At 65.1% G+C, this 12,934-nt stretch carries 12 protein-coding genes; 9 read left to right on the forward strand and 3 right to left on the reverse strand.

All coding sequences use genetic code 11. The features are described from left to right. Positions 1-15: 15 nt before the first annotated feature. The 5 genes from FJW07_RS01030 to FJW07_RS01050 all read left to right on the forward strand — a co-directional run bounded on the left by FJW07_RS01030 (position 16) and on the right by FJW07_RS01050 (position 6,393). The gene (locus FJW07_RS01030) at positions 16-1,005 is read left to right on the forward strand and encodes a glycosyltransferase family 2 protein (RefSeq protein ID WP_140853883.1); all 990 of its coding nucleotides are present in this window, start codon (positions 16-18) and stop codon (positions 1,003-1,005) included. Next, positions 1,005-1,943, forward strand: coding sequence for a glycosyltransferase (locus FJW07_RS01035; protein WP_140853885.1), 939 nt, complete (start codon positions 1,005-1,007; stop codon positions 1,941-1,943). The genes FJW07_RS01030 and FJW07_RS01035 overlap by 1 nt, the downstream gene beginning before the upstream one ends. Further along, on the forward strand, positions 1,933-2,919 hold the full coding sequence (locus FJW07_RS01040) for a glycosyltransferase family 2 protein (protein ID WP_140650432.1): 987 nt from the start codon (positions 1,933-1,935) through the stop codon (positions 2,917-2,919). The genes FJW07_RS01035 and FJW07_RS01040 overlap by 11 nt, the downstream gene beginning before the upstream one ends. A gap of 28 nt (positions 2,920-2,947) precedes the next feature. Continuing rightward, the gene (gene galU / locus FJW07_RS01045) at positions 2,948-3,844 is read left to right on the forward strand and encodes a UTP--glucose-1-phosphate uridylyltransferase GalU (protein WP_140650430.1); all 897 of its coding nucleotides are present in this window, start codon (positions 2,948-2,950) and stop codon (positions 3,842-3,844) included. Positions 3,845-4,011: 167 nt separating this feature from the next. Continuing rightward, positions 4,012-6,393, forward strand: coding sequence for a polysaccharide biosynthesis tyrosine autokinase (locus tag FJW07_RS01050; protein ID WP_140644818.1), 2,382 nt, complete (start codon positions 4,012-4,014; stop codon positions 6,391-6,393). Between the two features lie 10 nt (positions 6,394-6,403). On the opposite strand, the gene FJW07_RS01055 is transcribed toward FJW07_RS01050, so the two are convergent. From FJW07_RS01055 to FJW07_RS01065, 3 genes are all read right to left on the reverse strand, one after another. Next, the gene (locus tag FJW07_RS01055) at positions 6,404-7,117 is read right to left on the reverse strand and encodes a metallophosphoesterase (protein WP_246680621.1); all 714 of its coding nucleotides are present in this window, start codon (positions 7,115-7,117) and stop codon (positions 6,404-6,406) included. A 150-nt stretch (positions 7,118-7,267) separates the two neighbouring features. After that, on the reverse strand, positions 7,268-8,347 hold the full coding sequence (locus FJW07_RS01060) for an acyltransferase (RefSeq protein ID WP_140853889.1): 1,080 nt from the start codon (positions 8,345-8,347) through the stop codon (positions 7,268-7,270). A gap of 122 nt (positions 8,348-8,469) precedes the next feature. After that, the gene (locus FJW07_RS01065) at positions 8,470-10,377 is read right to left on the reverse strand and encodes a propionyl-CoA synthetase (RefSeq protein ID WP_140853891.1); all 1,908 of its coding nucleotides are present in this window, start codon (positions 10,375-10,377) and stop codon (positions 8,470-8,472) included. Between the two features lie 270 nt (positions 10,378-10,647). Between FJW07_RS01065 and FJW07_RS31935 the strand changes: the two genes are divergently transcribed. The 4 genes from FJW07_RS31935 to FJW07_RS01085 all read left to right on the forward strand — a co-directional run bounded on the left by FJW07_RS31935 (position 10,648) and on the right by FJW07_RS01085 (position 12,930). After that, positions 10,648-10,839 carry a DUF2259 domain-containing protein gene (locus FJW07_RS31935; RefSeq protein WP_246680622.1) on the forward strand — a complete coding sequence of 64 codons (192 nt, stop codon included), beginning with the start codon at positions 10,648-10,650 and terminating at the stop codon, positions 10,837-10,839. A gap of 392 nt (positions 10,840-11,231) precedes the next feature. Then, a complete protein-coding gene (locus tag FJW07_RS01075; protein ID WP_140644822.1) occupies positions 11,232-11,519 on the forward strand; it encodes a PqqD family protein in 288 nt (95 codons plus the stop codon). Continuing rightward, on the forward strand, positions 11,519-11,950 hold the full coding sequence (locus FJW07_RS01080; protein WP_140853893.1) for a lasso peptide biosynthesis B2 protein: 432 nt from the start codon (positions 11,519-11,521) through the stop codon (positions 11,948-11,950). Before FJW07_RS01075 ends, FJW07_RS01080 begins: the two co-directional genes overlap by 1 nt. Then, positions 11,947-12,930 carry a serine kinase gene (locus FJW07_RS01085; protein ID WP_140853895.1) on the forward strand — a complete coding sequence of 328 codons (984 nt, stop codon included), beginning with the start codon at positions 11,947-11,949 and terminating at the stop codon, positions 12,928-12,930. The genes FJW07_RS01080 and FJW07_RS01085 overlap by 4 nt, the downstream gene beginning before the upstream one ends. The last annotated feature ends 4 nt before the right edge of the window (positions 12,931-12,934 follow it).

The raw sequence follows: 12,934 nt of genomic DNA on the forward strand, positions 1-12,934 counted from the left end.
GACTCGCAAGACCCGATGACGCAGGCCACCACATCGATCCTGATCGTCATTCCATGCCTCAACGAGGCAGCCCATATCGGCGGCCTGCTCGACCAGTTGCGGCCCGCTGCGGCGCGGCTCGGCGGCCGCATCGTCGTCGCCGACGGCGGCAGCACCGACGGCACGCAAGCCATCGTCGAAAAGATCGTGGCGAAGGATGCCCGGGTCGTCCTGCTCGCCAATCCGAAGCGTCTCCAGAGCGCCGCCATCAATCTCGCGGTGGCGACCCTTGGCGAAGGCGCCGACTACCTCATCCGCATCGACGCGCATGGCGGCTATCCGGACGATTACTGCGAGCGGCTGGTCGAGGAAGCCCTTGCCACCGGCGCCGATTCGGTCGTCGTTTCGATGCTGACCGCCGGCACCGGCGCCGTGCAGAAGGCGGTCGCGGCGGCGCAGAATTCCAAGCTCGGCACCGGTGGCTCGAAGCACCGGCACATGTCCGAGGGCGAATGGGTCGATCACGGCCACCACGCGCTGATGCGCATCGCCGCTTTCAGGCATGTGGGCGGCTACGACGAGAGCTTCAGCCACAACGAGGACGCCGAGCTCGACTACCGCCTGCGCCAGGCCGGCTACCGCATCTGGATGAGCGGCAGGACGCAGATGGTCTACTATCCGCGCTCGACGCTGAAGAGCCTCTATTTCCAGTATCTCGGCTATGGCCGCGGCCGCGCCAGGAACGTCCTGAAGCATCGCATGGTGCCGAAGGTTCGTCAGATGATCCCGCTGCTGGTGGCGCCCGTGGTGCTGCTCGCCCTGTTTTCCTTCGTCCACTGGACCGCGGCGGTGCCTTTCCTTTTGTGGATGGCCGTGTGCCTCGGTTACGGGCTGGTGACGGCGCTACGCCAGCGCAACGCCAGCATCGCGCTGGCCGGGGTCTCGGCGATGGTCATGCATTTCGGCTGGTCCGTCGGCTTCTGGCAGCAGCTTCTGGCGTCGCGCTCCCAGCGCGAGGTGGCGTGATGGCCAGCCGCTCGATCGACATCTGCATCTGCACCTTCCGCCGGCCGGAGCTGGCCGACACGCTGCGCTCCGTCGCCGCGCTGGAGAAGCCCGAGGGCGCGGTGATCGGCATCGTCATTGCCGACAATGACGACGAGCCCAGCGCGCAGAAGCTGGTGAAGGCATTGGCCGAGGAACTGAAGCTGCCGGTCCGCTACCGCCACGCGCCGGCGCGCAACATCTCGATCGCCCGCAACGCCTGCCTCGACGCCAGCGTTTCGGATTTCGCCGCTTTTATCGACGACGACGAGACGGCGTCTCCCGGCTGGCTGGTCGAATTGATGGCGGCGGCCGACGCCACGGGCGCCACGGCGGTGCTCGGACCGGTGCGGGCGCATTATCGCCAGGACGCGCCGGACTGGATGCAGAAGGGCGACTTCCATTCCACCTTGCCGGTTTGGGTGCGCGGCGAGATCCGCACCGGCTACACCTGCAACGTTCTGCTCAAAATGACCGATGCGAGCCTGCGCGGCCGGCGCTTCAGCCTGGCGCGCGGCCAGACCGGCGGCGAGGATACCGAGTTCTTCGATGCCATGGTCAAGGCCGGCGGCCGCATCGCCTTTGCACCCGAGGCTTTCGTCGACGAGGTTGTGCCGCGCGCCAGGGCCGCGTTCGACTGGCTGCGCCGCCGCCGCTTCCGCTTCGGCCAGACGCATGGCCACCTGATCGGTCGCGGCGCCGGCGGCGTGCGCTGCGCCGGCCAGGTCGGGCTGGCTTCGGCCAAGGCCGCCTATTGCTTCGGCATGGCCATTTTGACCGCGATCAGCCCGGTTCGACGGAACCGCAGCGTGCTGCGCGGCATTATGCACGTTGGCGTCATCAGCGGTTTGGTCGGCGTCCGCGAAATCCGCCAGTACGGCCTCACTTCGCCAGAACAAGGAAACAAGCGTGCAGCCTGACGTCAGCTTCGTCATCGCCGCCTATAACGCGGAGGCCACTCTCGACCGCGCCATCGCCGGCGCGATCGCGCAACTTGGCGTGACCGTCGAGGTCATCGTCGTCGACGACCAGTCGCGCGACGGCACGCTGGATGTGGCGCGCGCTTATCCGCAAGATATCGTCAAGGTGGTGGCGCTGCCCGCCAATCGTGGTCCTGGCGGCGCCCGCAATGCCGGCCTCGACCTGGCGCGCGGCCGCTGGGTGGCAGTGCTCGATTCCGATGACGCGGTCCTTCCCGACCGCCTGGCCACGATGATCTCGCGCGCCGAAGCGGCGGGTGCGCAAATTGCGGTCGACAATGTGCAGGTCGTGCGCGAGGACGGCACGCCCGACGACATCATGTTCCCGGCCGGCTATCTCGAAGGCCTGCGCGAAATCTCGCTGGCCGACTACATCGCCGGCAATCTGGTCTTCGAATCGCGTTTCAATCTCGGCTATCTGAAGCCGATCTTCCAGCGCCGCTTCCTCGACGACAACAGGCTGCGCTACGACGAGAAGCTGCGCATCGGCGAGGACTACATCCTCCTGGCGAGCGCGCTGGCCAGCGGCGGCCGCTGCGTGGTTGAGCCGACAGTCGGCTATGTCTACCACATCCGCTCCGGCTCGATCTCGCGCGTGCTCGAATTGCATCACGTCGAGGCGATGACGCGCGCCGACGCCGCCTTCGCGGCGGCATATCCCATGGACAGCAGCGCAAAGGCGGCCTTCGCCAGGCGTGGCCGCAGCCTGCGCAAGGCGGCGTCGTTCCTGTCCCTGGTTCAGCATATCAAGGCACGCGCCCCGCTCAAGGCGATCGGCGCGGCGCTCAGGGATCCGGCCGCGATCGGGCATATGTCGATGCCGATCGCGGTCCGGCTCAGAAGGGTTGCGGCGCAAGTTCGCCGTGGGGGTGGGGAGATGAAGCATGCGGGCGATTTGATAGCCGGCGATAGGTAGAAATCTTTTCTCTCAGAAGGAAGAGCAGATGCAGAAAGTCAGGAAGGCAGTCATCCCGGTGGCGGGGCTCGGAACGCGGTTCCTGCCGGCGACCAAGTCGATGCCGAAGGAGATGCTGCCCGTCGTCGACAAGCCTGTCGTGCAATATGCCGTCGACGAGGCGTTCGAGGCCGGCATCGAGCACATCGTCTTCGTCACCGGCCGTAACAAGGCGGTCATCGAGGACTATTTCGACCTGCATCCTGAACTGATCGGCACGCTGGAGCAGACCGGCAAAAAGGCGCAGTTGCAATCGCTGGAAAGCCTGTTGCCGGAGGCCGGCGCCACCTCCTTCATCCGCCAGCAGTCGCCGCAAGGTCTCGGCCACGCCGTCTGGTGCGCGCGCGACGTGATCGGCAATGAGCCCTTCGCGCTGCTGCTCCCCGACATGGTGTCCTTTGGTGCGCGCGGTTGCCTTGCCGAGACGGTCGATCTTTATCAGCGGACCGGCGGCAATGTGATCGCTGTCGAGCGCTGCGATCCCTCCGAAACCGGAAAATACGGCATTGTCGGCCGCGGCGCCGACGTGGCATCCGGCTTCGAAGTGACGGCGATGGTCGAAAAACCCGCGCCGGCCAATGCGCCGTCGAATTTCTACATCAATGGTCGCTACGTTCTGCAGCCGGAGATATTTGCGCTGCTCGGCAACCAGCAGCGCGGCGCCGGCAACGAGATCCAGCTCACCGACGCCATGGTGCGGCTGGCCCAAAGCCAGCCTTTCTACGCGCGGCCTTTCGATGGCCGCATGTTCGATTGCGGCTCCAAGGAGGGCTTCATCGAGGCCACCATCGCCTTCGCCCTGGCGCGCGACGACATGAAGGGGCCTGTCCTCGAGATGTTGCAGCAATTCGTCCGGTCGCATGAGCGCCGGGAAGTAGCCGCATAATGCCCATCTTTCGGGTGCATATACGAACCCGCGATGGCGCGACAGCCACTCAAGCGCCAGGGCCTTCCGGCCCGGCGCATCCTGGCAACGACGTTGCGCGGTCTTTTCTGGTCACGACGCCGATCTACCAAGGCCGATAGCGCCTGCAACCTGGAATTGGACCGAAGATGAACTATGCCAACTTCCCTCTCGACAAGAGGATGCCGTTGCCCAGCACCGATCCGGAAAAGGGTGAAGACTTCATCGACATCGAGCGTCTGCTTGGCATGGCCGCCCGACAGGTCAAGGTGGTGGCGGTCTGCGCCATCATCGGCCTGTTCCTGGGCGTGATCTATCTGCAGACCACACCCAAGCAATATATGTCGGTGGCGAGCGTCCTGATCGACGAGGGCCTGAACAAGGTCGTCGACGATATCTCGGCGGCGTCGCAAACCATGCAGACCGACGCTTCGCTGCTCAGCCAGATCGAGATCCTGACGTCCGCGCGCCTTGCATCGGTGGTGGTCGACAAGCTGAAGCTCGACCAGAACGAAGCGTTCATGAACCCGCCGCAATCGGCTCTGGCCAAGGGCATCGGTTTCTTGCGCGGCGCGGTCGGCTATTTCCGCGGCAGTTCGGCCGATGACATCCCCGGCATGCAGAATGTCGACGAAGCGACGCGCCAGGCCATGATCAAGACGGCACGCCACGATTATGCCGTGCTGAAGCTGCAGAGCGAGGTGCTGGCGCAGCGCAACGGCCGCAGCTACGTCATTTCCATCGGCTACCAGGCGCCCGATCCTGCCTTGGCCACGGCCATCACCAAGGCCTATGCCGACGCCTATCTGGCCGACCAGCTCAATGCCAGCTTCGACGCCACCGAGCGCGCGGCCTTGTGGCTGCAGGGCCGGCTCACGGAGTTGCGCGAAAGCTCTCAGCAGGCGGCGATGGCCGTCGAGAAGTTCAGGGCCGAACATGGATTGTCCGCCAACAGCGACGGCCAGCTCTTGAGCGACAAGCAGCTCGCCGATCTCAACGCACAGCTCATCGTCGCCCAGGCCGATACCGCCAGAGCCAGCGCCCGCTACCAGCAATACAAGGCGATCGTCGACAGCGGCTCCGAAAGCGCCTTCAACGATTCGGCCATCGGCGCCGACCAGCCGAGCAGCTCGGTCATCATCGCGCTCAAGACCCGCTATCTGGCCGTCGCCAAGCGCCTGCAGGACGTCGAGACGAATTTCGGCAAGGATCACCCGCAGGCGATCGCGTTGGCCAAGGAAAAGGCCGATGTCTCGGCGCAGATCTTCGGCCAGCTGAAGCAGCTCACCGAAAGCTACCGCAACGATTTCGAGGTGGCGCAGGCGCGCGAGACGGCTTTGCGCGACAAGATTTCCACCGCCGCCGGCAAGAGCTCGATCGACAACCAGTCGCAGGTGAAGCTGAAGGAGCTCGACCAGCAGGCCCAGGCGCTGACCACGCTCTATCAGACCTTCCTCAGCCGCTATGAGGAAGCTTCGCAGCAGCAGTCCTTCCCGGTCGGCAAGGTCCGCATCATTTCCGACGCGACGATGCCGCTCGCGGCTTCCAGCCCGCGCACCTTGCGTGTGCTGGCGCTCTCGCTGGTGCTCGGCCTGATGCTTGGCGCCGGCTTCGGCGGCCTCAACGAGTTCAACGAGCGTTTCTTCAGGACGGGCGAGGACATTCGCGACCGCGTCGGCCTGAAATTCCTCGGTTATCTGCCGACGATCGGCGGCGGCAAGGCCAAGGATAGCAAAGCCGACGACCTGCCGGCCGACGGCAAGGTGGCCAGCCTTTCCGCGGCTGAGAGACGGGCGCGCATGCGCGTCAGCATCGACGCCCCGGCCTCGATGTTCGCCGAGACGCTGCGCAACGCCAAGATCGCCTTCGACGTGGTGATGGAAGACCGCGGCAGCCGGGTGATCGGCGTCATTTCGGTGCTGCCCGGCGAAGGCAAGTCGACGGTCGCCGCAAACCTTGCCGGCCTGCTCGCCGCCAACGGCGCCAAGACCCTGCTCATCGACGGCGACTTGCGCAATCCTGGCTTGAGCCGCAGCCTCGGCATGGAGGCCGAGCAGGGCCTGATGGAAGCGGTGGTCAACGGCCAGACCTGGCAGTCGGTCGGCAAGGTCGACCGCCAGACCAAGCTCGCGATCATTCCCGCCGTGCTGCGCGGCCAGTTCTCTCACACCAGCGAGCTTCTTGGCTCGGCCGGCATGCGGCGCTTCATCGACAACGCCAAGGAGACGTTCGAATACATCATCGTCGACCTGCCGCCGCTCGGCCCCGTCGTCGACGCCAAGGCTTTCGCGCCGCTGGTCGACGGCTTCGTGCTGGTCACCGAATGGGGCCGCACGCCGCGCAACATGGTGCGCTCGATGCTGGAATCCGAGCCCTATATGGCCAATAAGGTGATCGGCGCGGTGCTCAACAAGGTCGATTTGAAGAAGCTGGCCAAATACGGCTCGCTCGGTGGCTCGGAAAGGTTCTTCGACCGCTATTCGACCTATTATCTGGACAAGTCGGAATCGCGCGCCAAACAGGCTGCGTGACGCGCCGTCTTCAATCTCTTGAAGACAGCAGCCGGCCGTATTTGCCGACGATCCTGAGCGCGGTCAGCCGCCCGGTTTGGAAGGCGCCGGTGTCGATGTCGAGCCGGCGCCCGTCGAGCGTCGGAATCTCCACGACCGTGTGTCCGTGCACCACCCAGCGGTCGAGACGGTGCGCAGCCTCGAAGAACTCCTCGCGGATGTTGAGGAGGTCGCCCTCGTCCTGCGCCTCGAGCGCGATGCCGGGCCGGATACCGGCATGGACGAAGACGAATTCGTCGGAGCAGACCATTATGGGCAGCGTGCGCAGGAAGTCGACATGGCCGGCGGGAATGGCCTCGCGTATATGCGCGTCCGTCCGTTCGCTGGAACTGTAGAGGCTTGCCAGGCGGTCCGGATCGACGCCGTAGGAGAACAACGTCTCGCGCCCGCCATAGCCGAGCCAGGTCTCACGCGAGAGATGACCGTCCAGATAGAGGAGCAGCGCGACTTCATGATTTCCCACGAGGCAGATGCGATGGAAGCCCTTCGGCGGCGGCGCCATCAGATGGTCGATCACGCGCCGCGAATGTGGCCCGCGGTCGATATAGTCGCCCAGCATGATGATGATCTTGCGGCCGCGGAAGCGCTGCGCGTCGATCTGGATCTTTTGCTCCAGCGCGCGCAGTTCGTCGTGGCAGCCATGCACGTCGCCGATCGCGTAGACGACCGTGTCGCGCATGTCCATGACGAGGCGCTCGCGTGGCGCGGGTCGAGGGCGTCTCGATCGTTGGAAAAGATTCACGGATTGAGGCTCGGCTATTTGCACTGATCTGCGCCTCGATATCATGCCGAATGCAAACAATTCCACACCGGCGCGCGATCGGCAGTCGCGTCGTCAGGCGGCCTTCAACCGATAGCGGAACAGCGTGTAGTCCAAGAGCAGCCGGATCCGCGGCTCGGCCTCGGCCGCGATCAGCCAGCTCACCGCGATCATGGCAGCGGCGACAACGGGAATAGCGGCCAGATAGGGCACGCCGGCGCGCATCAGGGCGCCGAGCATCGCAGCACCGACGACATCGTGGATGAGATAGAGCGGATAGGTCATCAGTCCGATCCGCCGCCAACCGCGCCAGGACAGGTCTAGGCGCAGCGACCACGCCATCAGCGCCACCGCCGCGAGGAAGACGACGATCGGCACCGTGTAAGGCATCGCGGCTTCCACCTTGACGCTGTGCACGTCGACCGAGCTCGCGATCTGCAATGCGCCCCCGAACAGGAACAGCGCCGCGAACGCAAGCCGCAGCAGGCTTACCGCCTTGAAGCGCATCAGCCACAGGAGCACGCCGACGGCGAAGAACGCGCCGTGATGCACCAAGGCCAGCTGCAGCCAGCGCGTCTCGGCGAGATCGGTCCAGCCGAAGGCGAAATAGGCGCACCAGAACAATGTGCTCGCGAGGCCGATGACGATGGCCACTATCTCCATCAGGTCGAATCGGCCGAACCGCAGCAGGACCCAGACGATGGCATAGAACGCAATCTCGATACCGAGCGTCCAGTAGACGCTGTCCACCCAGGGTTCGAAGGGCACGAACAGCCCGGTGCGGACGAGGCGGATCACGGCGTCCGTCGGCCAGGAGAGGCCGACAGCGAGCAGGACGATGGCGGAGATCGGCGCGCAGATCCAGACCGCCGGCAGCAGCCGCCGGAAGCGCGCCTCGAAGAATTTCAGCGGCGTGGAATTCTCAGCGCTGAAGGCGATGACGAAACCGCTGATGACGAAGAAAACCTGCACGCCGACCCAGCCGGAACCGGCGAAGGCCATTTCGGGATGCGGCGGGATGCCGCCGGTGGCGCGCGCTGAAACGCCGTCGGGGAAGGCCCAGACCCAGAAGCCATAATGATAGAACATCACCATGACGGCAGCCAGGAAACGCAGGATGTCGACACCGCCGAATGTCGTCTTGTGCTGAGCCATGCCGTGCCTTCGGTATGGCCCCCCTCGCAAACTTTAAAGTCTATTGCTGCGCTGCACAACAAGCGATTGCGGTGCGGGACAAATTCGTGAATTCTTCCTTAACGCGGCCGTCTGCTTGGCGACTACACCCCGATGCCGCGGCCCTTCAGCGCCGCCGTGATCTCGTCGAGAATGGCGGGATCGTCGATGGTCGCCGGCATTGTCCATTCCTCCTTGTCGGCAATCTTCTGCATCGTGCCGCGCAGGATCTTGCCGGAGCGGGTCTTGGGCAGCCGCTTGATCGTCACCACCGTCTTGAAGGCGGCAACCGGGCCGATCCGCTCGCGCACCAGCCCCACCACCTCGCTTTCGATCGCGCCGGTATCGCGCGACACGCCGGCATTGAGAACGACGAAGCCGAGCGGCACCTGGCCCTTCATGGCATCGGCAATGCCGATGACCGCGCATTCGGCGACATCGGGATGGGCCGCCAGCACCTCCTCCATGGCGCCCGTCGAGAGCCGGTGGCCGGCGACGTTGATGATGTCGTCGGTGCGGGCCATGACATAGAGATAGCCGTCCTCGTCCATCATGCCGGCGTCGGCCGTCTTGTAGTAGCCGGGGAACTCTTCGAGATAGGCCTGGCGGAAGCGGGCGTCGGCGTTCCACAGCGTCGGCAGGCAGCCGGCGGGCAATGGCAGCTTGACCACGACATTGCCGAGCGTGCCGCGCGGCACTTCGTGGCCGGCATCGTCGAGGATGCGGATGTCGTAGCCCGGCATCGGCACGCCGGGCGAGCCGTATTTCACCGGCAACAGCCCGAGCCCCGCCGGGTTGATCGTCATCGGCGAGCCGGTCTCGGTCTGCCACCAATGGTCGATCACCGGACGGTCGAGCTTCTGCTCGGCCCATTTGATGGTTTCGGGGTCGGCGCGCTCGCCGGCCAGGAACAGGGTGCGGAATTTCGACAGATCGTATTTCGGCACGAACTCGCCCTTGGGATCCTGCCCTTTGATGGCGCGGAAGGCGGTCGGCGCGGTGAACAGCGCCACCACGCCATGCTCTGCGATCACCCGCCAGTAGGTGCCGGCGTCCGGCGTGCCGATCGGCTTGCCTTCGAACAGCACGCTTGTGCAGCCATGCAGAAGCGGCCCGTAGACGATATAGGAATGACCGACCACCCAGCCGACGTCGGAGGCAGCCCAGAACACTTCGCCGGGCTTCACGCCGAACTCGTTGTCCATGGTCCATTTCAGCGCGACCATGTGGCCGCCATTGTCGCGCACGATGCCTTTCGGCTGGCCGGTCGTGCCGGAGGTGTAGATGATGTAAAGCGGGTCGGTGGCCAGCACCGGCACGCAGTCGACATTGGCGCCGGCTGCCCGCTCGCGGGCAACCGCATCCGCATAGTCGAAGTCGTAATTGTCCTTCATCTCGCAGCGCAACTGCTCGCGCTGCAGGATGAGGCAGGCGTCGGGCTTGTGCTTCGACATCTCGATCGCCTTGTCGAGCAACGGCTTGTAGGCGACCACGCGTCCCGGCTCCAGCCCGCAGGACGCGGTGATGATCAGCTTCGGCTTGGCGTCGTCGATACGGGTGGCGAGCTCATGCGAGGCGAAGCCGCCGAAGACCACCGAATGCACGGCGCCCAGCCTCGCGCAGGCGAGCATGGCGATCGCAGCTTCCGCCACCATCGGCATGTAGATGATGACGCGGTCGCCCTTGCCGATGCCGCGATGCCTCAGCACCGAGGCCAGCGCGACGACCTCGCGCTTCAATTCGGCATAGGTGAATTTCCGGATCGTGCCGGTGATGGCGCTGTCATGGATCAGCGCCAGCTGGTCGGCGCGTCCGCCGGCGACATGGCGGTCGATTGCGTTGTAGCAGGTGTTGCAGGTGGCGCCGATGAACCAGCGGCCATAGACGCCTTCCGCCGGATCGAAGACCTTTTCGGCTGGCGTGTACCAGTCGATCGCCTTCGCCGCCTCGGCCCAGAACCCTATGGGGTCGCTTTTCCAGCCCTCATAGACTTCGCGGTAGCGTGAGGCCATATGGTCTTCCTCCCCAGGAATAGCTTTCATCAACCGGCAAATAGCCTAAGCCGGTTCCACCGGCCATGTCTTCCTGCATTTTGGTCCACTCCGCTCTCGCCTTGCCGGCCAATATGCGGCAGCATCGGGTTTCGGCCGAAGGAGAGGGAGATGAGAGATTTGCCTGCCGTGGCGCTCCCTGTGCGTCGTGTTTGCCGGCGCGCCGGCACACGGCCGCGCGGCGCACCATCGGCTTCTCGCTGGATGCTGCAGGGTTAGGACGGCAGGCCGATGAAGGTGCTGCACGAGGACAAGGCCGTGCCTGGTTCGCGCACCTGCCCGACATCCTGCAGCCTGTCGGAGATCTATGAGTTCGCACCCAAGGGCAAGCCGGTGGCGATTGCCGCGCTGGTCCAGCGCTTCAGCCAGGGCTTCGAAGGCCGCGACCGCCGCTTCATGGCGGTGACGGGCCAACTGCCCTGATCGCCTGGTCCTGGTCGCTCAGACAAGGGCCAAACGGTTCTTCCGCCTTCTCGCGAGAGCGCCGTTTATGCCTGGTCTGCGATATCAGCCGGCTTAGAGCGGTAGCGCGGCCAGCATCAGCCCGACGCCGCCGGCGATCAGGATGGCCGCCGCAAGCGCCTTCCGATGGCGCTCGAACGCCGTCGGAGCCCGTTCCCAATTGTAACGCATACACATCACTCCCCAAAGCCCGGCGGACTCATAGCTTACCCAAGGGCAGGAAGGCAAGACTTCGCTAATATTCGCCCCGCGACGGGCAAGGCCTGCCGAGCTATCGTCCCCTTCGCCACCCCACAGCGATGGACAGCCTTGCTGTGCCGCGCTAATTGCTCTTCAGCGAAGGGAGCGGGCGGATGGCGGAAATCGGCTCTGAAACGGTGCTGCGCATGGCGGACGATGCGTCCGTGCAGCATGTCGGCGATGGCGCCGTCGTGCTCTTGGCGCGCAGCGGCCAGCTTTACACCTGCAACGACACGACCGAGGCTTTCCTCGACAAGGTGAACGGTGCGCGCAACCTCGACCAGATCGTCGACCTGCTGTCGGACGAGTTCGAGGTCGACAAGGCAACGCTCGACCAGGACATGGCCGAATTGGCCGCCGAACTGGTGGCCGAAGGCATCCTCGCCGACCCGGGCGCGTGATGGCCGACGGCCCTGCCCTGCGCATCCTGTTCCGCGTCCATTTGTGGCTCAGCGCCCGGCTGATGCCGGTGCTGGTCGGGCGGCGCGATTTCGAAGGTGTGTTGAAACTGGCGCCGCTGCAGTCGCCGGCGCCCTATCGTGACTTGCCCTGGACCTACATCGTCCACCGCGTCAAGCGAACGGTGCGGCGTCCCTGGCTGATGCGCGACCGCAGGTGCCTTCGGGAAGGCCTGCTCGGTTTTCGCTTTCTGCGCATGGCCGGCCTTGATGCGGAGCTGCGTTTCGGCGTCGATGCCAAGTCGATGAACGAGCCTCGCCTGTCGGCGCATTGCTGGGTCTGCCTCGACGACAAGCCGGTGGTCAGCGACAGCCAGCCCGGCATGGTGGAGATCTACCGCCACCCGGCCAAGATGAAGGCGCCAGCCGCTTGAGCGACCAGACTTTCCGCTACGACCTCAACGGTCAGGTTCTGGGCATCACCGCCGCGCGTGCCGATCTGTGGCCGAGCTTCGACCTGATGCTCGGCGCCTTGCGTGTGGACGAGCCTGTCCAGCCCGGCTTTCGCGTCGACATCGTCGAAACGCTTGAGTTGCACGAGAACCCCGAAGGAAAGCTGGCTTTCGACGGCGAAGTGCCGGTGGACGGCCATTGCCGCATGATCGACGCCGGAAGCGTCTTCCATCTCGTCTTCCCGGGCCAGCAGACCGTGTCGATCCACGACGGCGGGGGCCAGGCCGAAATCCGTCTTCATCCGGACAGCAAGATCAAGTGGACCCTGCTGATGATGGTGCTGGACGCAGCGCTCGACGCGGACGGCCAGCATATGCTGCACACCGCGGGCCTCACCTTGCCTGGAAAGGACGGCCTGGTTCTCATTCATGCGCCAAGCGGCACAGGCAAGTCGACCACATCGCTCGCGCTTGCGTCGCGGGGCTTCGGCCTCTGCTCGGACGACGTGATGATCCTCAACGCAAGCGGGCAGGGCATCACCGCCTGGGGCATGCCGCGCAGGGTGAAGGTCCACCGCAACACGGCGGCGATGCTGCCCTTCGTGGCGCCTTGCCTGGGCGAAAAATGGGACACCGAGGGCGAGCAGTCCGTTTCGCTGGACCGCCTCGGCGAAATCATCCGCGTCGAGGATGTGGGCGCCAGACCCGTCGCCGCGCTCCTGCATCTTGCGCGTTCGGCAGGCACCGAGACCCGGCTGCTGCCGATGGCCAGGACCGACGCCATGGTGGCTTTGGCCACGGACAATGTGCGGACCGGCATGACCGGCCTGCTGTCGCTGCAGAAGAGGCGCATGGCGATGATCGCCGCCCTGGTGAAGGCGGTGCCGACCTTTACGCTCGAAATCGGGGCAAGTCCCGCCGATGCGGCCGCGTTGATCCAGGCTGCCCTTGAGGCGTGTTAGAGCA

Origin of the sequence: Mesorhizobium sp. B3-1-9 (genome assembly GCF_006439595.1) — a bacterium.
GTDB lineage: Bacteria > Pseudomonadota > Alphaproteobacteria > Rhizobiales > Rhizobiaceae > Mesorhizobium.